The following is an 18,439-nucleotide window of genomic DNA, read 5'->3' on the forward strand; positions in this document are numbered from 1 at the left end:
TCAGTCCGTGGTTTCCGGCTCGCGGCGCGGCTCGACGATCAGCGTGTGCAGCCGGCGACTGTCGGCGCGCACCACGGTGAAGGTCAAGGGGCCGATGTCGACCTTTTCGCCACGCTTGGGCATCAGGCCGAACGCGCCGATCACCAGACCGCCGACGGTGTCGACCTCGGCGTCGGAAAAGTCGGTGTCGAAGAATTCGTTGAAGTCGCCGACCTCGGTGAGCGCCTTCACGCGGTAGCGGCCGTTGCGCATCGCGACGATATTGTCTTCGCTGTCGTCGAAGTCGTACTCGTCCTCGATGTCGCCGACGATCTGCTCGATCACGTCCTCGATCGTCACCAGGCCGCAGACGCCGCCGTATTCGTCGACCACGATCGCCATATGGTTGCGCGCGGCGCGGAAGTCCTTCAACAGCGTGTTGAGCGGTTTCGACTCGGGGATGAACACCGGCTTGCGCAGGCTGGCGCGCAGGTCGAAGGTGGTCGGACTGGTGAAGTAGCGCAGCAGGTCCTTGGCCAGCAGCACGCCGAGCACGTCGTCCTTGTCGTGACCGACCACCGGGAAGCGCGAGTGGGCCATCTCCACCACGAACGGCAGGAAGCGCTCGATCGGGTCATCGACCCGGATCACGTCCATCTGGCTGCGCGGCACCATCACGTCGCGCACCGACATCTCGCTGAAGTTGAGCACCCCCTCGATCATCGCCAGCGCATCGGCGTCCATCAGGTTGCGTTCGAAGGCGGAGCGCAGCTGGGCGACCAGATCTTCGCGGTCTTCCGGCTCGTGGGACAGGCGGTTGAGCAGGCGCTCGAACCAGTTCAATCGGGGCTTACTGGGGTCGTCCATGGTGGAATTACGATTTTTCCTCAAGATAGGGGTCGGGATAGCCTAAGCAGGCGAGAATACGCGTTTCAAGCGCTTCCATCGCCTCGGCCTCGGCGTCGTCTTCGTGGTCGTAGCCCTGCAGGTGCAGCATGCCGTGCACCGTCAGGTGGGCGTAGTGGGCGGCCAGCGCCTTGCCCTGCTCCGCCGCCTCGCGCTCGACCACCGGCGCGCACAACACCAGGTCGCCGAACAGCGGCATCCCCGGCACCGGCTCGCCCTCGTTCAGCGCGAAGCTCAGCACATTGGTCGCGTAGTCCTTGCCGCGGTAGTCGCGGTTGAGCGCCTGGCCCTCGTCGGCGTCGACGATGACGAGCGAGATCTCCGCCTGGCGCACGTCAGCCTGCAGCGCGGCGCGCGCCCAGCGGTTCAGTTCGGCAACGCTCGGCAAGCCGGCCGCCGCGCTGCGGATATCTAGCGCCAGGTTGAGCCGTTCGGCCAACCTCCGGCGCAGCGGGTTACGCTTGGCGATCTTCATCGGTTTCGTTCTGGTAATTATCGTAGGCGTCGACGATCTTCTGCACCAGCGGGTGGCGCACTACGTCGTCGCTCTGGAAACGGTGGAAATGGATGCCGCGCACGTGACCGAGGATGCGCTCGACTTCGGCAAGACCGCTCTTCTGGTGGCGCGCGAGGTCGACCTGGCTCTGGTCGCCGGTGATCACCGCCTTGGAGCCGAAGCCGATCCGGGTCAGGAACATCTTCATCTGCTCGGGCGTGGTGTTCTGGGCCTCGTCGAGGATGATGAAGGCGCTGTTCAGCGTGCGGCCGCGCATATACGCGAGCGGCGCGATCTCGATCAGGTTCTTCTCGAAGTAGCGCGTCACCTTGTCGAAACCCATCAGGTCGTACAGCGCGTCGTAGAGCGGGCGCAGATAGGGGTCGACCTTCTGCGCCAGGTCGCCGGGCAGGAAGCCGAGCTTCTCGCCCGCCTCCACCGCCGGGCGCACCAGCACGATGCGCTTGACCGCGTCACGCTCGATCGCGTCGATCGCGCAGGCGACCGCCAGGTAGGTCTTGCCGGTGCCTGCCGGGCCGAGGCCGAAGGTCACATCGTGCTCGAGGATCGCCTTGATATAGCCCGCCTGGCGCGGCGTACGGCCGCGCAGCTCGCCGCGACGCATCTGCAGCACCGGCGCGTTCTCCTCGTCGGCGGCGACGTCCGGCTGGTGGCGGCGTACCTCGACCAGACCGAGCTGGATGTCGTCGACCTCCAGCTCCTGCTTTTCGGCCAACAGGTAGAAGCGGGTCAAGGCCGTCACCGCCTCGCGTGCCAGCTCACCCTTGACGCGGAACGCTTCACCGCGGCGATGGATCGTCACGTCGAGCGCGGTTTCGATCTGCTTGAGGTTTTCGTCGAGCGGGCCGCACAACCGGGCCAGCCGCTCGTTGTCGATCGGGTTGAAACTGAGATTTTCGGTGTGCAAGTAGGGCAACTCCGCGGGTCAGGCCGGCAGGCTCTCGCGCACGGCAGCAAGGTCGTCAGCGGTCATGGTGGGAATGAATTCGATGATCTCGTAACTTGCCAGACCCGCCCGTGCGAACGGGTCGTCGGCCAGCCTCGCCTCCAGCGCGGCACGCTCGCCGCGCGCCAGAATCACCCCACCGTCGCGCGGCACCTTGCGGCCGGAGGCGAGAAACACCCCGACAGCATAGCCGGCGTTCAACCAGTCGACGTGCGACGCTAAGACGGCGTCGACCTGCTCGAGCGGGGCGGTATAAGTCAGCAATACAATGAACATGGCATGATGCGCGTGGCGAGGTCGGACCGGATAGGATACCCCCGGAGCCGGCCGGGCGGAACCCTCACACCGTTTCGGCGATCACCGCCTCGCCACCGAGCGAGTGCGGATTGGCCTCGGTGATCACCACCTCGATCATCTGCTTGATCAGCCGCGGATGACCGACGAAGTTCACCACCCGGTTGTTCATCGTGCGGGCGGCCAGCATAGCCGGGTCCTTCTTCGAGATCCCCACGACCAGCACCTGCTGCACCGTGCCGACCATGCTCTGGTTGATCGCGTAGCCCTTCGCCTCGATCACCTCGTTCAGCGCCGCCAGACGGCGCACCTTTTCGCTGTGCGGGGTGTCGTCCGGCAGGTTGGCCGCCGGCGTGCCCGGCCGCGGGCTATAGATGAACACGTAGCTGAAGTCGAACTCCAGGTCCTTCACCAGTTTCAGCGTCGCCTCGAAGTCGGCCCCGGTCTCACCTGGGAAGCCGACGATGAAGTCGCTCGACAGGCACAGGTCGGGGCGGATCGCGCGCAGCTTGCGGATGATCGACTTGTACTCCAGCCCGGTATAGCCGCGCTTCATCGCCATCAGCACCCGGTCCGAGCCGGACTGCACCGGCAGGTGCAGATGCGAGACCAGCTTCGGCAGCTTGGCGTAGCAGTCGATGATGCGCTGCGAAAATTCGCGCGGGTGGCTGGTGGTGAAGCGAATCCGTTCGATGCCGGGCACCTCGTGTACGTACTCGAGCAGCAAGGCGAAATCGGCGATCTCGCCGTCGGCCATCAGGCCGCGGTAGGCGTTGACGTTCTGGCCGAGCAGGGTGATCTCCTTCACGCCCTGCACCGCGAGACCCGCGATCTCGGTCAGCACGTCATCGAACGGCCGCGACACCTCCTCTCCGCGGGTATACGGCACCACGCAGAACGAGCAGTACTTCGAACAGCCTTCCATGATCGACACGAACGCCGCGCCGCCTTCCACCTTGGCCGGCGGGATATGGTCGAACTTCTCGATTTCCGGGAACGAGATGTCCACCTGCGACGCGCCGGTGGCCTGCTTGGCCGAAATCAGCTCCGGCAGGCGGTGCAGCGTCTGCGGGCCGAACACCACGTCGACGTACGGCGCGCGTTTGACGATCGCCTCGCCTTCCTGCGACGCGACACAGCCCCCCACGCCGATCACCAGGTTCGGGTTCTGTTCCTTCAGGTGGCGGATCCGCCCCAGGTCGGAAAACACCTTCTCCTGAGCCTTTTCGCGCACGCTACAGGTGTTGAACAGAATGACGTCGGCTTCTTCCGGCTTGTCGGTTTTCTCGAGCGGCTCGCTACTGCCCAGCACATCGACCATCTTGTCCGAGTCGTACTCGTTCATCTGACAGCCGAAGGTTTTGATGTAGACCTTCTTCATTATTGCGGCACTTCCCGTTATGCAGCGCAGGCGCTGACCGCTCCCGAGTCAGCCCCCCAATCCGGTTGGATACTGCCCTGAAGGCCCTTGCTCCACACCACCACGCCGGCCCTCGCGCGCCCTGGTCTTCGCGACATAGGCACGCCCGGTCCCACATCAGCGGGCCGCTCAGAGCAGAGCTCTTCATAGGCAAATGAATAAGTTGCGCGAGTTTAGCACAAGCATACCGGTGCGTTGAGCACCCCGGCAGCGCTCCTCGACGCCCGTTATCGCGCACAAGCCACTGATTCGACAAGGAGTTCTTCTGACGAAGATACGACGGTAACGGCGTCCGCCACTAGAGATAAGCCGCCCCGCCCGGCTGCAGACGCAAAAAAGCCAGCCCAAGGGCTGGCTCTTCCTGAACAAGCGCTGCGATTAGGCAGCGGCTTCTTCGTCTACTTCAACCGGCGCGCCTTCAGCACGGTCAACCAGCTCAACCAGAGCCAGCGGGGCGTTGTCGCCCTTGCGGAAACCGTACTTCAGGATACGCACGTAACCACCGTTGCGGGCTGCGAAACGCGGGCCCAGCTCGTCGAACAGCTTGACGACGATGTCACGGTCGCGGGTGCGGTCAAACGCCAGACGGCGGTTGGCCAGCGACGGCTTTTTGCCGAGCGTGATCAGCGGCTCGGCCACACGACGCAGTTCCTTGGCTTTCGGCAGCGTGGTCACGATCACTTCATGACGCAGCAGCGAGTTCGCCATGTTGCGCAGCATCGCCAGGCGGTGGCTGGTCGTGCGGTTCAGTTTACGATTACTGTAACGATGACGCATTCTTAATGTCCTTTAGTCTCAAACCTTACGGCTTTTCCAGCCCTGCCGGCGGCCAGTTCTCCAGCTTCATGCCGAGAGTCAGACCTTTGGAAGCGAGAACTTCTTTAATTTCATTGAGCGACTTGCGACCCAGATTCGGGGTCTTCAAGAGCTCAGTCTCGGTGCGCTGAATCAGATCACCGATGTAATAGATGTTCTCAGCTTTCAGGCAGTTGGCCGAACGAACCGTCAGTTCGAGATCGTCGACCGGGCGCAGCAGGATCGGATCGATCGGCGGAGCCTTCTCGACCACTTCCTCTACCGTTGTGCCTTGCAGATCGGCGAAGATCGACAGCTGGTCGACCAGAATGCGCGCCGCAGAGCGGACCGCTTCTTCCGGTTCGATCACGCCGTTGGTCTCGATGTCGAGCACCAGGCGGTCGAGGTCGGTACGCTGTTCAACACGTGCCGACTCCACAGCAAAGCTCACGCGACGCACCGGCGAGAACGACGCATCCATCTGGATGGTACCGATGGTACGGTTCTCGTCGTGATTGACGCGAGCTGCTACCGGCTGGTAGCCACGGCCCTTCTCGACCTTGACTTCCATCTCGATCTTGCCGCCGGCGGCCAGGTGACCGATCACATGATCCGGATTGATCACCTCGACGTCGTGCGGCAACTCGATATCGCCAGCCAAGACAGCGCCCTCACCCTCTTTCTTGAGGGAGAGCACCACGCTGTCACGACCATGCAGCTTAAGCACCACGCCTTTCAGGTTCAGGAGGATGTCGACGACATCTTCCTGAACACCGTCCAGAGCGGAATACTCATGCAAAACGCCAGCGATAGTCACTTCGGTCGGAGCAAAGCCGGGCATCGACGACAGCAGAATGCGACGAAGCGCATTGCCCAGCGTGTGGGCGTAGCCGCGTTCGAACGGCTCCATCGACACGCGTGCATGCGTGGCCGAAATCGGCTGAACATCGATGAGGCGCGGTTTCAGAAATTCCGAAGCGCTGTTTTGCATAGTCATTCCTTATAGGCTAGCGATTACTTGGAGTAGAATTCCACAACAAGCTGTTCGTTGATATCGCTAGACAGTTCGGAACGTTCCGGCATGTTCTTGAACACGCCTTCCATTTTCTTGGCATCCACCGAAACCCAAGCCGGGTAACCGGCTTGGCCAGCCAGCGCCAGCGCTTCCTGGATACGAACCTGCTTCTGGGACTTCTCGCGAACCACCACCGCGTCGCCAGCTTTAACCTGGTACGACGGGATGTTGACCACGATGCCGTTTACCGTAATGGCTTTGTGGCTCACCAGCTGACGTGCTTCAGCGCGGGTGGAACCGAAACCCATGCGGTAAACCACGTTGTCCAGACGGGACTCGAGGATTTGCAGCAGGTTTTCACCAGTCGAACCCTTGCGGCGAACGGCTTCAGCGAAATACTTGCGGAACTGACGTTCCAGAACGCCGTAGATACGGCGGATCTTTTGCTTCTCACGCAGCTGAACACCGTAGTCCGACAGACGGGTGTTCTTGGCACCGTGCTGACCCGGAGCTTTGTCCAGTTTGCACTTGGAGTCCAACGAGCGACGGGCGCTCTTCAGGAACAGGTCGGTACCTTCGCGACGCGCGAGTTTACATTTTGGGCCGATGTAACGTGCCATGTTCTCACACTCTCCGAATTAGATACGACGTTTTTTGGGCGGACGGCAGCCGTTGTGCGGCACCGGCGTCACGTCGGAGATGCTGGTGATCTTGAAGCCCAGCGCGTTGAGAGCACGTACGGAGGATTCGCGACCCGGGCCTGGGCCCTTGATGCGAACTTCCAGGTTCTTCACACCGTATTCTTGGGCAACTTTACCAGCATGCTCTGCTGCTACCTGAGCAGCAAAGGGTGTACTTTTACGCGAGCCTTTGAAACCAGCACCGCCGGAGGTAGCCCAAGAAAGTGCATTCCCTTGACGATCGGTGATGGTGATGATGGTGTTGTTGAACGAAGCGTGCACGTGCACGATGCCTTCGCTAACAGACTTGCGCACCTTCTTGCGTACACGGACAGCTGTGTTTGCTTTAGCCATTCTCTGTGTTCCTTAAATTACTTCTTGCCGGCGATAGCCTTGCGCGGACCCTTACGCGTACGAGCATTCGTACGGGTGCGCTGACCACGGCACGGCAGACCACGGCGATGACGCATGCCACGGTACGAACCCATGTCCATCAGACGTTTGATGCTCATGGTGATTTCGCGACGCAGGTCACCTTCAACGGTGAACTTGGCCACTTCTTCACGCAGAGTCTCCATCTCGGCTTCGGTCAGATCCTTCACCTTGGAGGAGGTGTTTACACCGGCGGCAGCGCAGATGGCTTTCGCACGGGTGGAACCGATACCATAGATGGCCTGCAGGCCGATTACGGCGTGCGCATGATTGGGGATGTTTACCCCTGCAATACGGGCCATACTCTTTCCTTAAGACCTTGAAAAGTTTGCGATTGTAACACGCAAAGAGAGGCCTAACAAATGTTAGCCTTGCTTTTGCTTGTGACGCGGATCCGTGCAGATCACGCGAACTACGCGATTGCGACGAATGATTTTGCAGTTACGGCAAATTTTCTTTACCGAAGGCTGTACTCGCATGTCAATTCCTTATCAAAACGCGTGCGCGAATTTACTTCGCACGGAACACGATTCGGGCACGGGACAGGTCATACGGCGTCATTTCTACCGTCACCTTGTCTCCCGGCAGGATGCGGATGTAGTGCATCCGCATCTTCCCGGAAATATGCCCGAGAACAACGTGTCCATTTTCCAGCTTGACCCTGAAGGTTGCGTTAGGCAGCGTCTCCAGGACCTCGCCTTGCATCTGGATCGTATCTTCCTTAGCCATAAACCCAGTGAACTCGGTCAATCAGCGGGTGAGCGCATTGCCTTTGAAGTTAGCCTTCTTCAGCAAGCTCTCGTACTGGTGTGACAGCACGTAGGACTGGACCTGCGCCATGAAGTCCATGGTCACCACTACCATAATCAGTAGCGAGGTACCCCCGAAGTAGAACGGAACGTTCCATTTCAGGATCAGGAACTCTGGCAGCAAGCAGACCAGCGTGATGTAAATCGCTCCAATCAGCGTCAGCCGCAGGATGATCTTCTCGATATACCGGGAAGTCTGTTCACCCGGGCGAATACCCGGAACGAACGCCCCACTCTTCTTCAGGTTATCCGCCGTCTCTTTCGGGTTGAAGACCAACGCCGTATAGAAGTAGCAGAAGAAGATGATGGCCGCCGCGTAAAGCAGCACGTATATCGGCTGACCCGGGTGCAGCTTGTCTGCCACCGACTTCAGCCAACCAAACCCTTGCGTATTGCCAAACCAGCCCAGCAAAGTAGCCGGGAACAGGATAATGCTCGAAGCAAAGATAGGCGGAATAACGCCGGCCATATTGAGCTTGAGCGGCAAATGCGTGCTCTGGCCCTGCATGACTCGGTTACCCACCTGACGCTTGGCGTAGTTGACCAACACCTTGCGCTGACCGCGTTCGACGAACACGACCAGGTAGGTGACGGCAATCACGCCGATGAACAGGACGACCGCAAACAGAATCGGCAGCGAGCCCTGACTCGTCAGAGTCAGCGTCTTGCCGATGGCTGCCGGCACACCGGCCGCGATACCCGAGCAGATGATCAGCGAGATACCGTTACCAATGCCGCGCTCGGTGATCTGTTCACCCAGCCACATCAAGAACATCGTACCCGTTACCAGGGTAACAACCGTGGTGAGATAGAACTCCCACTGCGCCGTCACCACCAGATTCGGCTGCTTGAACAGCATCACAGCGATACCGAAACTTTGGAAAGTCGCGAGTAGCACCGTTGCGTAGCGAGTGTACTGAGTGATCTTGCGCCGCCCCGCGTCGCCTTCCTTCTTCAGCTGCTTGAGACTAGGTACAACCTCGGCCGCAAGCTGCAGAATGATGGAAGCCGAGATATACGGCATGATGCCGATGGCAAATACCGTAAATCTCGACAGGGCGCCCCCGGAGAACATGTTGAACATGTCCAGGAGGCCCGTTTGCGACGAGTGGAACAACTTCGCTAGTTCGGCAGGATTGATGCCCGGAACAGGGATATGGGCCCCGATCCGGTACACGATCAACGCACCGATCAAGAACCAAATGCGCTTTTTCAGATCGCCAAATTTATTGGCGCTTGCCACTAGAGAAGTATTCGCCACCGACGTGCGCCTTATTCAACAATACTGCCGCCAGCTGCTTCGATCGCAGCACGGGCACCGGCGGTAGCCAGTACACCACGCAACGTCACAGCGCGCTCAACCTTACCGGACAGAATCACTTTCGCCGAAAGCGACTGGGCTGCGATCAGGCCAGCTTGTTTCAGCGCCAGCAAGTCGATATCGTCAACCGGCAGCAGGTTCAGCTCGGACAGACGCACTTCAGCAGTCTTGCCAGCCGTCAGCGACTTGAAGCCGCGTTTCGGCAGACGACGCTGCAGCGGCATCTGACCGCCCTCGAAGCCGACCTTGTGGAAACCACCGGCACGGCTCTTCTGGCCCTTGTGACCACGACCGGCAGTTTTGCCCAGGCCGCTACCGATGCCGCGACCAACGCGACGCTTGGCGTGCTTGGCACCTGCGCCCGGTTTAATCGTGTTCAGCAACATGATTTAGCCCTCAATTTTCAGAAGGTAGCTGATCTTGTTGATCATGCCACGGTTCTCAGGCGTGTCGATCACTTCGACGGTCTGGCGAATTTTCTTCAGGCCCAGGCCGCGAGCGCACGCCTTGTGCGACTCAAGGCGGCCGATCAGGCTCTTCACCAGCGTCACTTTCACGGTTTTAGCGTTACTCATGCTCCACCCCCAGGATGTCCTCGACGGTCAGACCACGCTTGGCAGCGATCTGCGACGGAGTGCAGATCTTGCCCAGACCGTCCAGCGTAGCGCGAACCACGTTGTACGGGTTGGTCGAACCGTGCACCTTAGCGGACACGTTACGAACGCCCATGGCGTCGAAAATCACACGCATCGGGCCACCGGCCTTCACACCGGTACCTTCTTTGGCCGGCTGCATGAACACGGTGGTAGCACCGTGCTTGCCCATCACGGCGTGATGCAGGGTGCCGTTCTTGAGCGGGATCTTCACCAGGGTGCGACGAGCTTGTTCCATCGCTTTTTGCACGGCGACCGGCACTTCTTTCGACTTGCCTTTGCCCATGCCGATACCGCCATCACCATCACCCACCACGGTGAGCGCGGAGAAGGCCATGATACGACCGCCCTTCACCACTTTGGTGACGCGGTTGACGCTGATCATCTTCTCGATCAGACCGTCGCCACGATCTTCCATTTCGTGCTTAGCCATTCTTCACTCCGAATTAGAATACGAGACCGTGCTCGCGAGCGGCATCAGCCAGCGCCTTGACGCGGCCGTGGTACTTGAAGCCGGCGCGGTCAAACGACACTTTCTCGATACCAGCTGCTTTAGCCTTCTCGGCGATACGTTTGCCCACAGCGACAGCCGCTTTCACGTTGCCACCGTTGCCTGCATCCGCACGCACTTCAGCTTCAAGAGTCGAAGCGCTGGCCAGCACACGACTGCCAGTCTCATCGATGATCTGAGCGTAGATGTGGCCATTCGTGCGATGCACGCTGAGCCGCACCATCTTGAGCTCCGCAATCCGAGCACGGGTTTTGCGTGCACGGCGGAGTCGAGCTTGTTTCTTGTCCATTTCAGCGCCTCAATTACTTCTTCTTGGTCTCTTTGAGAACCACGACCTCATCCGCATAGCGAACACCCTTACCTTTGTAGGGTTCCGGCGAGCGGTAGGCGCGGATCTCGGCAGCCACCTGGCCAACGAGCTGCTTGTTAGCGCCCTTGATCAGGATTTCGGTCTGCGTCGGGGTCGCAACGGTGATACCTTCCGGCATCTTGTGCGCCACCGGGTGCGAGAAACCAAGCGACAGGTTCAGGGTATCGCCTTGAGCTTGGGCACGGTAACCCACGCCAACCAGCTGCAGCTTCTTCTCGAAGCCTTTGGAGACACCCGTCACCATGTTGTTGAGGAGAGCACGCAGCGTACCGGACATGGAACGTGCGAACTTACTATCATTTTTGGCAGCGAAGGTCAGCTCATTATTATCGAGCTTGACTTCGACATCCCCGCACAGCGGCGTGCTGAGGGTGCCAAGGCTGCCTTTCACGGTCACGTCAGCTGCATTGAATTTCACTTCAACGCCAGCCGGGATCGCGACAGGATTCTTAGCTACGCGAGACATTCAAACTCTCCATTAAGCCACGATGCAGAGCAGCTCGCCGCCGATACCGGCTGCGCGTGCCTTGCGATCGGTCATGACGCCCTTGGAGGTGGACACGATGGTCACGCCCAGGCCGTTCATCACCTTCGGAATCTCGGCGGTGCCTTTGTAGACACGCAGGCCCGGGCGCGAAACGCGTTCGATGCGTTCGATTACCGGACGGCCAGCGTAGTACTTCAGCTGGATGTCGAGAACCGGCTTCTTTTCTTCGCCGGCAACGGCGAAGTCTTCGATATAACCTTCGTCTTTCAGCACCTGGGCAATCGCCAGTTTCAGCTTCGAGGACGGCATCGAAACCGACACTTTGGCTGCACGCTGTGCGTTACGGACGCGGGTCAACATATCGGAAATAGGATCATGCATGCTCATTCGGTATCTCCTATTACCAGCTGGCCTTCACAACACCCGGGATCTCGCCTTTCATGGCGATTTCACGCAGCTTGTTGCGACCCAGACCGAATTTGCGGAATACGCCACGCGGACGACCGGTGATGGCGCAGCGACGACGCTGGCGTACCGGGCTAGCGTTACGCGGCAGGGCCTGGAGCTTCAGGCGAGCCTCGAAACGCTCTTCTTCGGCGAGCGACAGATTATTGGCGATCTCGAGAAGCTGCTCACGCTTGCCGGCGAACTTGGCCACCAGCTTGGCGCGCTTCTTCTCACGATTGATCAGTGCAAGTGTTGCCATGTGCTTAACCCTTGAACGGGAACTTGAACAGAGCCAGCAGTGCGCGGGCTTCTTCGTCAGTCTTCGCCGTGGTGGTGATCGTGATGTTCATACCACGCAGAGCATCGATCTTGTCGTACTCGATCTCCGGGAAGATGATTTGCTCACGCACACCCATGTTGTAGTTGCCGCGACCATCGAACGATTTGCCGGACACACCGCGGAAGTCACGGACGCGCGGCAGCGCGATCGTCACCAGGCGATCCAGGAATTCGTACATGCGCTCGCGACGCAGGGTCACCTTGCAGCCCACCGGGTAATCATCACGAATCTTGAAGCCGGCAATCGACTTCTTAGCCGCGGTAACGACCGGTTTCTGACCTGCGATCTTCTGAAGATCGGCCACGGCATGTTCCATGACCTTCTTGTCTGCCACCGCTTCGCCGACACCCATGTTCAGGGTGATCTTCTCGATGCGCGGCACTTCCATGATCGACTTGTAACCAAACTGTTTCATCAGTTCGGCGACAACATCGCTCTTATAGAAATCGTAAAGACGTGCCATGTTTGCTCCTTACGCGCCGACGATTTCGCCGTTCGATTTGAACACGCGAACCTTGCGACCATCTTCCAGTTGCTTGATCGCTACGCGATCAGCCTTCTGGGTAGCCGGGTTGAAAATCGCCACGTTAGACACGTGAATCGGCATGGTCTTTTCGACTACACCGCCAGCAACACCGCGAACCGGATTCGGCTTCTGGTGCTTCTTGGCGATGTTCACGCCTTCCACGATCACTTTCTCGTCCAGCACGCGCAGCACAGCGCCGCGCTTACCTTTGTCTTTACCAGTGGTGACGATGACTTCATCACCCTTGCGAATTTTACGCATGCGACCTCTCCTTACAGCACTTCCGGCGCGAGCGACACGATCTTCATGAAACGCTCGGTACGCAATTCGCGAGTCACCGGCCCGAAGATACGGGTGCCAATCGGCTCAAGCTTGTTGTTGAGCAACACAGCCGCATTGTTGTCAAACTTGATCAGCGAGCCGTCCGGGCGACGAACGCCCTTGGCAGTGCGCACAACCACGGCGCTGTACACGTCACCCTTCTTGACGCGACCGCGCGGAGCGGCGTCCTTGATGCTCACCTTGATGATGTCGCCTACGCTGGCGTAGCGACGCTTGGAACCGCCGAGAACCTTGATGCACATTACTCTGCGCGCACCAGTGTTGTCTGCGACCTCCAGCATGGTCTGCATTTGAATCATTGTGTGATTACCTTTCTTTCCAACTTATTCCGTCACTTTCGCTGCGACAGCGGGTTGCGAGGGTGCAACCATATCTAGGCGAAACGCCGCTTGCGCGGCGTATCTAACGGCCAGTCTTGGAACCCGTACGGGCGGATTCGCCTTTTTCTAAAGGCGAGAAAGTGGCCATTATACAGAGGGGTCACCCCCTCTGCAAGCATTACACTTGACGAGCTTTCTCGACCAGTGCAGTCACGACCCACGATTTGGTCTTCGAGAGCGGACGCGATTCGCTGATTACAACGACGTCGCCTTCGCGGTACTCGTTTTGCTCATCGTGAGCGTGGAACTTCTTGGAACGACGGATCACTTTACCGTAGATCGGGTGCTTAACCTTGCGCTCGACCAGGACGGTTACGGTTTTGTCCATCTTGTCGCTGACAACCTTGCCGGTCAGCGTACGTACCACTTTGGTTTCGCTCATGTTAAGCAGCCTTCTCTTTCAGAACGGTGCGAACGCGAGCGACGTCGCGACGCACTTTCTTCAGTTCACTGTTCTTCGCGAGCTGCTGCGTAGCATGCTGCATGCGCAGCGCGAACTGAGCCTTCAGAAGGCTCAAAAGTTCGGCCTTCAGCTCGTCCACGTTCTTTGCTCTCAGTTCGGACGCTTTCATTACTGACCTACCTGTCTAGTCACAAACATAGTCGGGATCGGCAATTTAGCTGCGGCCAAACGGAAAGCTTCACGTGCCAGCTCTTCGTTTACGCCATCCATTTCATACAGCATCTTGCCAGGCTGAATTTCCGCCACGAAGAATTCCGGGCTACCTTTACCGTTACCCATCCGGACTTCGGCCGGCTTGGAGGTGATCGGCTTGTCCGGGAATACACGGATCCAGATGCGACCACCACGCTTGATGTGACGGGTCATCGCACGACGGGCAGCTTCGATCTGACGCGCAGTCAGGCGACCACGACCGACCGCTTTCAGACCGAACTCACCGAAGCTAACCTTGTTGCCACGGGTAGCGATACCGGTGTTGCGGCCCTTCTGCTGTTTGCGGTACTTGAGTCTAGTTGGCTGCAGCATTTCGACCACCTGCCTTTCTGGATTTCTTCTCAGGGGCTACCGGTGCGGCCGGAGCCTGACCCGGCTTCAGCTCACCCTTGTAAACCCAAACCTTGATACCGATGACACCGTAGGTGGTGTGCGCTTCGGAAGTAGCGTAGTCCACGTCGGCGCGCAGGGTATGCAACGGCACACGGCCTTCGCGATACCATTCGGTACGCGCGATTTCGATACCGTTCAGCCGACCCGAGGACATGATCTTGATGCCCTGGGCGCCCATGCGCATCGCGTTCTGCATCGAGCGCTTCATCGCACGGCGGAACATCACACGCTTTTCCAGCTGGGCGGCGATGCCGTCAGCGATGATCTGCGCGTCGATTTCCGGCTTGCGGACTTCTTCGATGTTCACATGCACCGGCACGCCAAGGCGAGCCTGCAGCTCTTTCTTGAGCAGCTCGATGTCTTCGCCTTTTTTACCAATCACCACACCCGGACGGGCGCTGTGAATGGTGATGCGGGCGGACTTGGCCGGACGCTCGATGATCACACGGCCAACGGACGCGTGAGCCAGGCGCTTTTTCAGGAACTCGCGGACTTCGATGTCCTGCTTCAGCATGCCCGGGAAGTTCTGGGAGCTAGCGAACCACTTGGACGCCCAGTTCTTAGTTACGGCAAGACGGAATCCCGTCGGATGAATCTTCTGACCCATTGCTATTCCCTCAATTGCCCACGGTCAACGTGATGTGGCAAGTCTGCTTTTCAATGCGATTGCCACGGCCTTTTGCACGCGCCGTGAAACGCTTCAGACTCGGCCCCTTGTCGACGTAGATGGTCGTCACTTTGAGGGTGTCGATATCCGCGCCTTCGTTGTGCTCCGCGTTGGCAATTGCCGACAGCAGCACTTTCTTGATCAGCTCAGCGCCTTTTTTCGGGCTGAAGGTCAAGATGTTCAGGGCTTGCTCAACCGACTGGCCGCGAATCAGATCCGCCACCAGACGGCACTTTTGTGCCGAAAGGCGCGTATTGTTAAGTTGTGCAGAGACTCTCATTGCATCACCTTATTTCTTCTTCGCCTTCTTGTCGGCCGCGTGGCCTTTGAAGGTACGGGTCAGCGAGAATTCACCCAGTTTGTGACCCACCATGTTCTCGGAAACATAAACCGGAACGTGGGTACGACCGTTGTGAACAGCGATGGTCAGGCCAATGAAGTCCGGCAAGACGGTCGAACGACGCGACCAGGTCTTAATCGGACGTTTGTCACTGGTTGCACGCGCCGCGTCGATCTTCTTCAGAAGGTGCAGATCAACAAACGGGCCTTTTTTCTGCGAACGTGCCATATGTCAATTACCCTTTAGTGGAATAGCGACGGCGCACGATCATATTGTTCGTACGCTTGTTGCGACGGGTACGGTAGCCCTTGGCCGGCGTGCCCCACGGGCTAACCGGAACCTGGCCTTCACCAGTACGACCTTCACCACCACCGTGCGGGTGATCCACCGGGTTCATCGCCACACCGCGAACGGTCGGACGAATACCACGCCAGCGGTTGGCACCAGCTTTACCAATCTTGCGCAGGTTGTGCTCTTCGTTGCCCACTTCACCGATGGTGGCGCGGCAATCAACGTGCACTTTGCGGATCTCGCCGGAGCGCAGACGCAGCTGAGCGTAGGAACCATCACGAGCCAGCAGCATTACCGAAGCGCCGGCCGAACGAGCGATTTGCGCGCCCTTGCCTGGCTGCATCTCGATGCAGTGGATGGTGGTACCGACCGGGATGTTGCGGATCGGCAGAGTGTTACCGGCCTTGATCGGCGCTTCGGCGCCCGACAGCAGCACGGCACCAGCCTTCACACCGCGCGGGGCGATGATGTAGCGGCGCTCGCCGTCGGCGTAGCACAGCAGCGCGATGTGCGCGGTACGGTTCGGGTCGTATTCCAGACGCTCGACCTTGGCCGGGATCCCGTCCTTGTTGCGACGGAAATCGATCACACGGTAGTGCTTCTTGTGCGCACCGCCCATGTGACGGGTGGTGATACGACCGTTGTTGTTGCGGCCGGCGGTGGAGATCTTCTTCTCCAGCAGCGGCGCGTACGGGGCACCCTTGTGCAGGTCAGGCGTTACCACCTTGACCATGGCACGGCGGCCCGCTGAAGTCGGCTTTACTTTTACGATAGGCATGCTCTATCTCCTCACTCCGCAGCGGCGGCGTTCAGGTCAAGTTCTTGACCCGGAACCAGGCTCACATAAGCCTTCTTCCAGTCCTTGCGACGACCAAAACGTTGGCCGAAGCGCTTGACCTTGCCCTTGACGTTCACAGTGGTCACGTCCTGTACTTTTACGCTGAACAGGAGTTCCACGGCTGCCTTGATTTCCGGTTTGGTGGCATCGGTCACCACGCGGAAGACAACTTGCTGGTGCTTTTCAGCAACGAACGTGCTCTTCTCGGAGACTACCGGAGCAAGGATTACTTGCATCAGACGTTCTTGATTCATGCCCACTGCTCCTCGAGATGCTTCACGGCTTCGCGGGTGATGACCACTTTCTTGAAGCGCAAGAGGCTGTACGGGTCAGCCTGTTGGGCTTCGATCACCAGCACGTTCGGCAGGTTACGGGACGAGAGGTAGAGATTTTCGTCCATCTCTTTGGTCACGAACAGAGCCTGCTCCACGCCCAGGGCCTTCGCCTTCGCGGCGAATTCCTTGGTTTTCGGGGATGCAACGGACAGCTCGTCAACAACGATCAGACGTTCATCGCGGACCAGCTGCGACAGGATCGCGGCCATACCAGCGCGGAACATCTTACGGTTAACTTTCTGGGCGAAGTTCTCGTCCGGGCTGTTCGGGAACGCACGGCCACCACCACGCCATACCGGCGACGAAGTCATACCGGAACGAGCACGACCGGTGCCCTTCTGGCGCCACGGCTTCTTGGTGGAGTGCTTAACGTCGCGACGGTTCAGCTGGGCGCGGTTACCGCTACGGGCATTTGCCAGGAAAGCGGTAACGACCTGGTGAACCAGAGCCTCGTTGTACTCACGACCGAACAGGGTTTCGGACGTTTGCAGACCTTCTACGGCCTGACCTTGTGCATTGATAACTTTCAATTCCATCACGCACCCGCCTTCACACTAGGACGAACGACCACGTCGCCGTTCTTGGCGCCCGGGACCGCGCCCTTGACCAGAATCAGCTGACGCTCGGCATCGATGCGTACGACCTCAAGGCACTGAACCGTGCTCTTGACGTTACCGTACTGACCCGCCATGCGCTTACCCGGGAAAACTCGACCCGGATCCTGCGCCTGACCGATGGAACCCGGCGTGTTGTGCGACAGCGAGTTACCGTGCGATGCGCGGTTGGAAGAGAAGTTGTGGCGCTTGATCACACCCGAGAAACCCTTACCCTTGGAGGTACCGGTCACATCGACCAGTTGACCTACGGTGAAGATTTCCACGGTGATGGCGTCACCAGCCTTGTAGTTGGCCAGGGTTTCGGCCGACAGGGCGAATTCGTGCAGGCCACGACCGGCTTCAGTGCCAGCCTTGCCAAAATGACCGGCCTCAGCCTTGGTCACACGATTAGCCTTGCGGGAACCGAAGGTCACCTGAACGGCAGTGTAGCCGTCTACGTCGGCATTCTTAATTTGCGTCACGCGGTTAGCGGACATGTCCAGCACAGTTACCGGGACGGAAGCGCCGTCTTCAGCAAAAATGCGGGTCATGCCGACTTTGCGACCGACAAGACCTAAAGTCATGTTTATTTCCTTTTGCAGGTGCTGATTACGATTGACCAGCAATCTAAAACAAAAGCGGACTTGCCAAAATGGCAAGTCCGCAAATGTATCACAGAAAATTCAAGTGCCGCAAGCACTTAGCGCGAACGACGCTTGAACCGTGTGATTATTGCAGCTTGATTTCCACGTCCACGCCAGCCGGCAGGTCGAGCTTCATCAGCGCATCGACGGTCTTGTCGGTCGGGTCAACGATGTCCATCAGACGCAGGTGAGTACGGATTTCCAGCTGGTCGCGGGAAGTCTTGTTCACGTGCGGCGAACGCAGGACGTCGAAACGCTCGATCTTGGTCGGCAGCGGCACCGGACCCTTGACCACGGCGCCGGTGCGCTTGGCGGTTTCAACGATTTCCTGGGCGGAACGGTCGATCAGGTTGTAATCGAACGCCTTCAGGCGGATGCGGATTTTCTGGCTTTGCATATCGTTCTCCGATTCCGATTAGGCGAGGATCTTGGAAACCACGCCGGCGCCGACGGTACGGCCACCTTCGCGGATTGCGAAACGCAGACCTT

The 18,439-nt window shown here is 59.0% G+C and carries 35 protein-coding genes; all 35 read right to left on the minus strand.

Annotation, left to right across the window (positions count from 1 at the left end; all coding sequences use genetic code 11):
* Entirely contained in the window at positions 1-846 is an 846-nt protein-coding gene (locus tag ACZ2IA_RS19420; protein WP_470294240.1) for a CorC family transporter, read from the minus strand.
* A gap of 7 nt (positions 847-853) precedes the next feature.
* The gene (gene ybeY, locus ACZ2IA_RS19425) at positions 854-1,360 is read right to left on the minus strand and encodes an rRNA maturation RNase YbeY (RefSeq protein WP_470294241.1); all 507 of its coding nucleotides are present in this window, start codon (positions 1,358-1,360) and stop codon (positions 854-856) included.
* Complete coding sequence (locus tag ACZ2IA_RS19430; protein WP_470294242.1) at positions 1,341-2,309, minus strand: PhoH family protein; 969 nt, start codon at positions 2,307-2,309, stop codon at positions 1,341-1,343. Before ACZ2IA_RS19430 ends, ybeY begins: the two co-directional genes overlap by 20 nt.
* Before the next feature lie 18 nt (positions 2,310-2,327).
* Positions 2,328-2,624: a YciI family protein gene (locus ACZ2IA_RS19435; RefSeq protein WP_470294243.1), complete on the minus strand. Its 297-nt coding sequence runs from the start codon at positions 2,622-2,624 to the stop codon at positions 2,328-2,330.
* A 64-nt stretch (positions 2,625-2,688) separates the two neighbouring features.
* Positions 2,689-4,023 (minus strand): tRNA (N6-isopentenyl adenosine(37)-C2)-methylthiotransferase MiaB, encoded by a 1,335-nt coding sequence (gene miaB / locus ACZ2IA_RS19440; RefSeq protein WP_470294244.1) that lies wholly within the window; start codon positions 4,021-4,023, stop codon positions 2,689-2,691.
* Between the two features lie 417 nt (positions 4,024-4,440).
* A complete protein-coding gene (gene rplQ / locus ACZ2IA_RS19445; protein ID WP_470294245.1) occupies positions 4,441-4,839 on the minus strand; it encodes a 50S ribosomal protein L17 in 399 nt (132 codons plus the stop codon).
* Positions 4,840-4,864: 25 nt separating this feature from the next.
* Complete coding sequence (locus ACZ2IA_RS19450) at positions 4,865-5,848, minus strand: DNA-directed RNA polymerase subunit alpha (RefSeq protein ID WP_470294246.1); 984 nt, start codon at positions 5,846-5,848, stop codon at positions 4,865-4,867.
* A 23-nt stretch (positions 5,849-5,871) separates the two neighbouring features.
* Positions 5,872-6,492, minus strand: a complete 621-nt coding sequence (gene rpsD / locus ACZ2IA_RS19455) for a 30S ribosomal protein S4 (protein ID WP_470294247.1) — start codon at positions 6,490-6,492, stop codon at positions 5,872-5,874.
* Between the two features lie 18 nt (positions 6,493-6,510).
* Positions 6,511-6,906: a 30S ribosomal protein S11 gene (gene rpsK, locus ACZ2IA_RS19460; RefSeq protein WP_289830531.1), complete on the minus strand. Its 396-nt coding sequence runs from the start codon at positions 6,904-6,906 to the stop codon at positions 6,511-6,513.
* A 17-nt stretch (positions 6,907-6,923) separates the two neighbouring features.
* Positions 6,924-7,286: a 30S ribosomal protein S13 gene (rpsM, locus tag ACZ2IA_RS19465; protein ID WP_470294248.1), complete on the minus strand. Its 363-nt coding sequence runs from the start codon at positions 7,284-7,286 to the stop codon at positions 6,924-6,926.
* Between the two features lie 63 nt (positions 7,287-7,349).
* A complete protein-coding gene (rpmJ, locus tag ACZ2IA_RS19470) occupies positions 7,350-7,463 on the minus strand; it encodes a 50S ribosomal protein L36 (RefSeq protein ID WP_011137711.1) in 114 nt (37 codons plus the stop codon).
* A gap of 31 nt (positions 7,464-7,494) precedes the next feature.
* Positions 7,495-7,713, minus strand: coding sequence for a translation initiation factor IF-1 (gene infA / locus ACZ2IA_RS19475; protein WP_144372263.1), 219 nt, complete (start codon positions 7,711-7,713; stop codon positions 7,495-7,497).
* A gap of 21 nt (positions 7,714-7,734) precedes the next feature.
* The gene (gene secY / locus ACZ2IA_RS19480) at positions 7,735-9,054 is read right to left on the minus strand and encodes a preprotein translocase subunit SecY (RefSeq protein ID WP_470294249.1); all 1,320 of its coding nucleotides are present in this window, start codon (positions 9,052-9,054) and stop codon (positions 7,735-7,737) included.
* A gap of 11 nt (positions 9,055-9,065) precedes the next feature.
* The gene (rplO, locus tag ACZ2IA_RS19485; protein WP_470294250.1) at positions 9,066-9,500 is read right to left on the minus strand and encodes a 50S ribosomal protein L15; all 435 of its coding nucleotides are present in this window, start codon (positions 9,498-9,500) and stop codon (positions 9,066-9,068) included.
* A gap of 3 nt (positions 9,501-9,503) precedes the next feature.
* Complete coding sequence (rpmD, locus tag ACZ2IA_RS19490; protein ID WP_289830525.1) at positions 9,504-9,689, minus strand: 50S ribosomal protein L30; 186 nt, start codon at positions 9,687-9,689, stop codon at positions 9,504-9,506.
* Positions 9,682-10,200 carry a 30S ribosomal protein S5 gene (gene rpsE / locus ACZ2IA_RS19495; RefSeq protein ID WP_470294251.1) on the minus strand — a complete coding sequence of 173 codons (519 nt, stop codon included), beginning with the start codon at positions 10,198-10,200 and terminating at the stop codon, positions 9,682-9,684. The genes rpmD and rpsE overlap by 8 nt, the downstream gene beginning before the upstream one ends.
* 13 nt (positions 10,201-10,213) lie before the next feature.
* Positions 10,214-10,567, minus strand: a complete 354-nt coding sequence (rplR, locus tag ACZ2IA_RS19500; protein WP_470294252.1) for a 50S ribosomal protein L18 — start codon at positions 10,565-10,567, stop codon at positions 10,214-10,216.
* A 13-nt stretch (positions 10,568-10,580) separates the two neighbouring features.
* Complete coding sequence (gene rplF / locus ACZ2IA_RS19505) at positions 10,581-11,114, minus strand: 50S ribosomal protein L6 (protein WP_470294253.1); 534 nt, start codon at positions 11,112-11,114, stop codon at positions 10,581-10,583.
* Positions 11,115-11,126: 12 nt separating this feature from the next.
* Positions 11,127-11,522: a 30S ribosomal protein S8 gene (gene rpsH, locus ACZ2IA_RS19510; protein WP_470294254.1), complete on the minus strand. Its 396-nt coding sequence runs from the start codon at positions 11,520-11,522 to the stop codon at positions 11,127-11,129.
* A gap of 13 nt (positions 11,523-11,535) precedes the next feature.
* Positions 11,536-11,841: a 30S ribosomal protein S14 gene (gene rpsN, locus ACZ2IA_RS19515; RefSeq protein WP_470294255.1), complete on the minus strand. Its 306-nt coding sequence runs from the start codon at positions 11,839-11,841 to the stop codon at positions 11,536-11,538.
* Positions 11,842-11,845: 4 nt separating this feature from the next.
* Entirely contained in the window at positions 11,846-12,385 is a 540-nt protein-coding gene (gene rplE / locus ACZ2IA_RS19520) for a 50S ribosomal protein L5 (protein ID WP_470294256.1), read from the minus strand.
* 9 nt (positions 12,386-12,394) lie between these two features.
* The gene (gene rplX / locus ACZ2IA_RS19525) at positions 12,395-12,709 is read right to left on the minus strand and encodes a 50S ribosomal protein L24 (RefSeq protein ID WP_470294257.1); all 315 of its coding nucleotides are present in this window, start codon (positions 12,707-12,709) and stop codon (positions 12,395-12,397) included.
* 11 nt (positions 12,710-12,720) lie between these two features.
* On the minus strand, positions 12,721-13,089 hold the full coding sequence (rplN, locus tag ACZ2IA_RS19530; protein ID WP_470294258.1) for a 50S ribosomal protein L14: 369 nt from the start codon (positions 13,087-13,089) through the stop codon (positions 12,721-12,723).
* A gap of 199 nt (positions 13,090-13,288) precedes the next feature.
* Positions 13,289-13,552, minus strand: coding sequence for a 30S ribosomal protein S17 (rpsQ, locus tag ACZ2IA_RS19535; RefSeq protein ID WP_470294259.1), 264 nt, complete (start codon positions 13,550-13,552; stop codon positions 13,289-13,291).
* 1 nt (position 13,553) lies between these two features.
* A complete protein-coding gene (gene rpmC / locus ACZ2IA_RS19540) occupies positions 13,554-13,742 on the minus strand; it encodes a 50S ribosomal protein L29 (RefSeq protein ID WP_470294260.1) in 189 nt (62 codons plus the stop codon).
* Entirely contained in the window at positions 13,742-14,158 is a 417-nt protein-coding gene (gene rplP / locus ACZ2IA_RS19545; protein WP_470294270.1) for a 50S ribosomal protein L16, read from the minus strand. The genes rpmC and rplP overlap by 1 nt, the downstream gene beginning before the upstream one ends.
* Complete coding sequence (gene rpsC / locus ACZ2IA_RS19550; RefSeq protein WP_470294261.1) at positions 14,142-14,846, minus strand: 30S ribosomal protein S3; 705 nt, start codon at positions 14,844-14,846, stop codon at positions 14,142-14,144. The genes rplP and rpsC overlap by 17 nt, the downstream gene beginning before the upstream one ends.
* A 10-nt stretch (positions 14,847-14,856) precedes the next feature.
* On the minus strand, positions 14,857-15,186 hold the full coding sequence (gene rplV, locus ACZ2IA_RS19555; protein ID WP_470294262.1) for a 50S ribosomal protein L22: 330 nt from the start codon (positions 15,184-15,186) through the stop codon (positions 14,857-14,859).
* A 9-nt stretch (positions 15,187-15,195) separates the two neighbouring features.
* Complete coding sequence (gene rpsS / locus ACZ2IA_RS19560) at positions 15,196-15,474, minus strand: 30S ribosomal protein S19 (RefSeq protein ID WP_470294263.1); 279 nt, start codon at positions 15,472-15,474, stop codon at positions 15,196-15,198.
* Positions 15,475-15,481: 7 nt separating this feature from the next.
* Positions 15,482-16,315: a 50S ribosomal protein L2 gene (gene rplB / locus ACZ2IA_RS19565; protein WP_470294264.1), complete on the minus strand. Its 834-nt coding sequence runs from the start codon at positions 16,313-16,315 to the stop codon at positions 15,482-15,484.
* 11 nt (positions 16,316-16,326) lie between these two features.
* Positions 16,327-16,629 (minus strand): 50S ribosomal protein L23, encoded by a 303-nt coding sequence (rplW, locus tag ACZ2IA_RS19570; protein WP_470294265.1) that lies wholly within the window; start codon positions 16,627-16,629, stop codon positions 16,327-16,329.
* Complete coding sequence (gene rplD, locus ACZ2IA_RS19575; protein WP_470294266.1) at positions 16,626-17,246, minus strand: 50S ribosomal protein L4; 621 nt, start codon at positions 17,244-17,246, stop codon at positions 16,626-16,628. Before rplD ends, rplW begins: the two co-directional genes overlap by 4 nt.
* The gene (gene rplC / locus ACZ2IA_RS19580; protein WP_470294267.1) at positions 17,246-17,890 is read right to left on the minus strand and encodes a 50S ribosomal protein L3; all 645 of its coding nucleotides are present in this window, start codon (positions 17,888-17,890) and stop codon (positions 17,246-17,248) included. The genes rplD and rplC overlap by 1 nt, the downstream gene beginning before the upstream one ends.
* A gap of 145 nt (positions 17,891-18,035) precedes the next feature.
* Positions 18,036-18,347: a 30S ribosomal protein S10 gene (gene rpsJ / locus ACZ2IA_RS19585; RefSeq protein ID WP_470294268.1), complete on the minus strand. Its 312-nt coding sequence runs from the start codon at positions 18,345-18,347 to the stop codon at positions 18,036-18,038.
* Positions 18,348-18,365: 18 nt separating this feature from the next.
* A partial coding sequence (locus ACZ2IA_RS19590; protein ID WP_470294271.1) for an EF-Tu C-terminal domain-related protein occupies positions 18,366-18,439 on the minus strand: 74 nt, incomplete at its 5' end.

The organism is Crenobacter sp. CS_VA4 (assembly GCF_055597485.1).

Coding starts and splice junctions, on each gene's coding strand:
- rpsE (WP_470294251.1), bottom strand. CDS start 10,200: ATGGCTAAGCACGAAATGGAAGATCGTGGCGACGGTCTGATCGAGAAG.
- rplF (WP_470294253.1), bottom strand. CDS start 11,114: ATGTCTCGCGTAGCTAAGAATCCTGTCGCGATCCCGGCTGGCGTTGAA.
- infA (WP_144372263.1), bottom strand. CDS start 7,713: ATGGCTAAGGAAGATACGATCCAGATGCAAGGCGAGGTCCTGGAGACG.
- rpsC (WP_470294261.1), bottom strand. CDS start 14,846: ATGGGTCAGAAGATTCATCCGACGGGATTCCGTCTTGCCGTAACTAAG.
- rpmD (WP_289830525.1), bottom strand. CDS start 9,689: ATGAGTAACGCTAAAACCGTGAAAGTGACGCTGGTGAAGAGCCTGATC.
- ACZ2IA_RS19450 (WP_470294246.1), bottom strand. CDS start 5,848: ATGCAAAACAGCGCTTCGGAATTTCTGAAACCGCGCCTCATCGATGTT.
- rpsQ (WP_470294259.1), bottom strand. CDS start 13,552: ATGAGCGAAACCAAAGTGGTACGTACGCTGACCGGCAAGGTTGTCAGC.
- rpmC (WP_470294260.1), bottom strand. CDS start 13,742: ATGAAAGCGTCCGAACTGAGAGCAAAGAACGTGGACGAGCTGAAGGCC.
- rplN (WP_470294258.1), bottom strand. CDS start 13,089: ATGATTCAAATGCAGACCATGCTGGAGGTCGCAGACAACACTGGTGCG.
- rplD (WP_470294266.1), bottom strand. CDS start 17,246: ATGGAATTGAAAGTTATCAATGCACAAGGTCAGGCCGTAGAAGGTCTG.
- rplP (WP_470294270.1), bottom strand. CDS start 14,158: ATGCTGCAGCCAACTAGACTCAAGTACCGCAAACAGCAGAAGGGCCGC.
- rpsN (WP_470294255.1), bottom strand. CDS start 11,841: ATGGCAACACTTGCACTGATCAATCGTGAGAAGAAGCGCGCCAAGCTG.
- rplR (WP_470294252.1), bottom strand. CDS start 10,567: ATGGACAAGAAACAAGCTCGACTCCGCCGTGCACGCAAAACCCGTGCT.
- rpsJ (WP_470294268.1), bottom strand. CDS start 18,347: ATGCAAAGCCAGAAAATCCGCATCCGCCTGAAGGCGTTCGATTACAAC.
- rplO (WP_470294250.1), bottom strand. CDS start 9,500: ATGTTGCTGAACACGATTAAACCGGGCGCAGGTGCCAAGCACGCCAAG.
- rpsH (WP_470294254.1), bottom strand. CDS start 11,522: ATGAGCATGCATGATCCTATTTCCGATATGTTGACCCGCGTCCGTAAC.
- rplV (WP_470294262.1), bottom strand. CDS start 15,186: ATGAGAGTCTCTGCACAACTTAACAATACGCGCCTTTCGGCACAAAAG.
- rplC (WP_470294267.1), bottom strand. CDS start 17,890: ATGACTTTAGGTCTTGTCGGTCGCAAAGTCGGCATGACCCGCATTTTT.
- rplE (WP_470294256.1), bottom strand. CDS start 12,385: ATGGCACGTCTTTACGATTTCTATAAGAGCGATGTTGTCGCCGAACTG.
- rpmJ (WP_011137711.1), bottom strand. CDS start 7,463: ATGCGAGTACAGCCTTCGGTAAAGAAAATTTGCCGTAACTGCAAAATC.
- rpsM (WP_470294248.1), bottom strand. CDS start 7,286: ATGGCCCGTATTGCAGGGGTAAACATCCCCAATCATGCGCACGCCGTA.
- rpsD (WP_470294247.1), bottom strand. CDS start 6,492: ATGGCACGTTACATCGGCCCAAAATGTAAACTCGCGCGTCGCGAAGGT.
- ybeY (WP_470294241.1), bottom strand. CDS start 1,360: ATGAAGATCGCCAAGCGTAACCCGCTGCGCCGGAGGTTGGCCGAACGG.
- miaB (WP_470294244.1), bottom strand. CDS start 4,023: ATGAAGAAGGTCTACATCAAAACCTTCGGCTGTCAGATGAACGAGTAC.
- rplQ (WP_470294245.1), bottom strand. CDS start 4,839: ATGCGTCATCGTTACAGTAATCGTAAACTGAACCGCACGACCAGCCAC.
- rpsS (WP_470294263.1), bottom strand. CDS start 15,474: ATGGCACGTTCGCAGAAAAAAGGCCCGTTTGTTGATCTGCACCTTCTG.
- ACZ2IA_RS19420 (WP_470294240.1), bottom strand. CDS start 846: ATGGACGACCCCAGTAAGCCCCGATTGAACTGGTTCGAGCGCCTGCTC.
- rplX (WP_470294257.1), bottom strand. CDS start 12,709: ATGCGTAAAATTCGCAAGGGTGATGAAGTCATCGTCACCACTGGTAAA.
- ACZ2IA_RS19435 (WP_470294243.1), bottom strand. CDS start 2,624: ATGTTCATTGTATTGCTGACTTATACCGCCCCGCTCGAGCAGGTCGAC.
- rplW (WP_470294265.1), bottom strand. CDS start 16,629: ATGAATCAAGAACGTCTGATGCAAGTAATCCTTGCTCCGGTAGTCTCC.
- rplB (WP_470294264.1), bottom strand. CDS start 16,315: ATGCCTATCGTAAAAGTAAAGCCGACTTCAGCGGGCCGCCGTGCCATG.
- rpsK (WP_289830531.1), bottom strand. CDS start 6,906: ATGGCTAAAGCAAACACAGCTGTCCGTGTACGCAAGAAGGTGCGCAAG.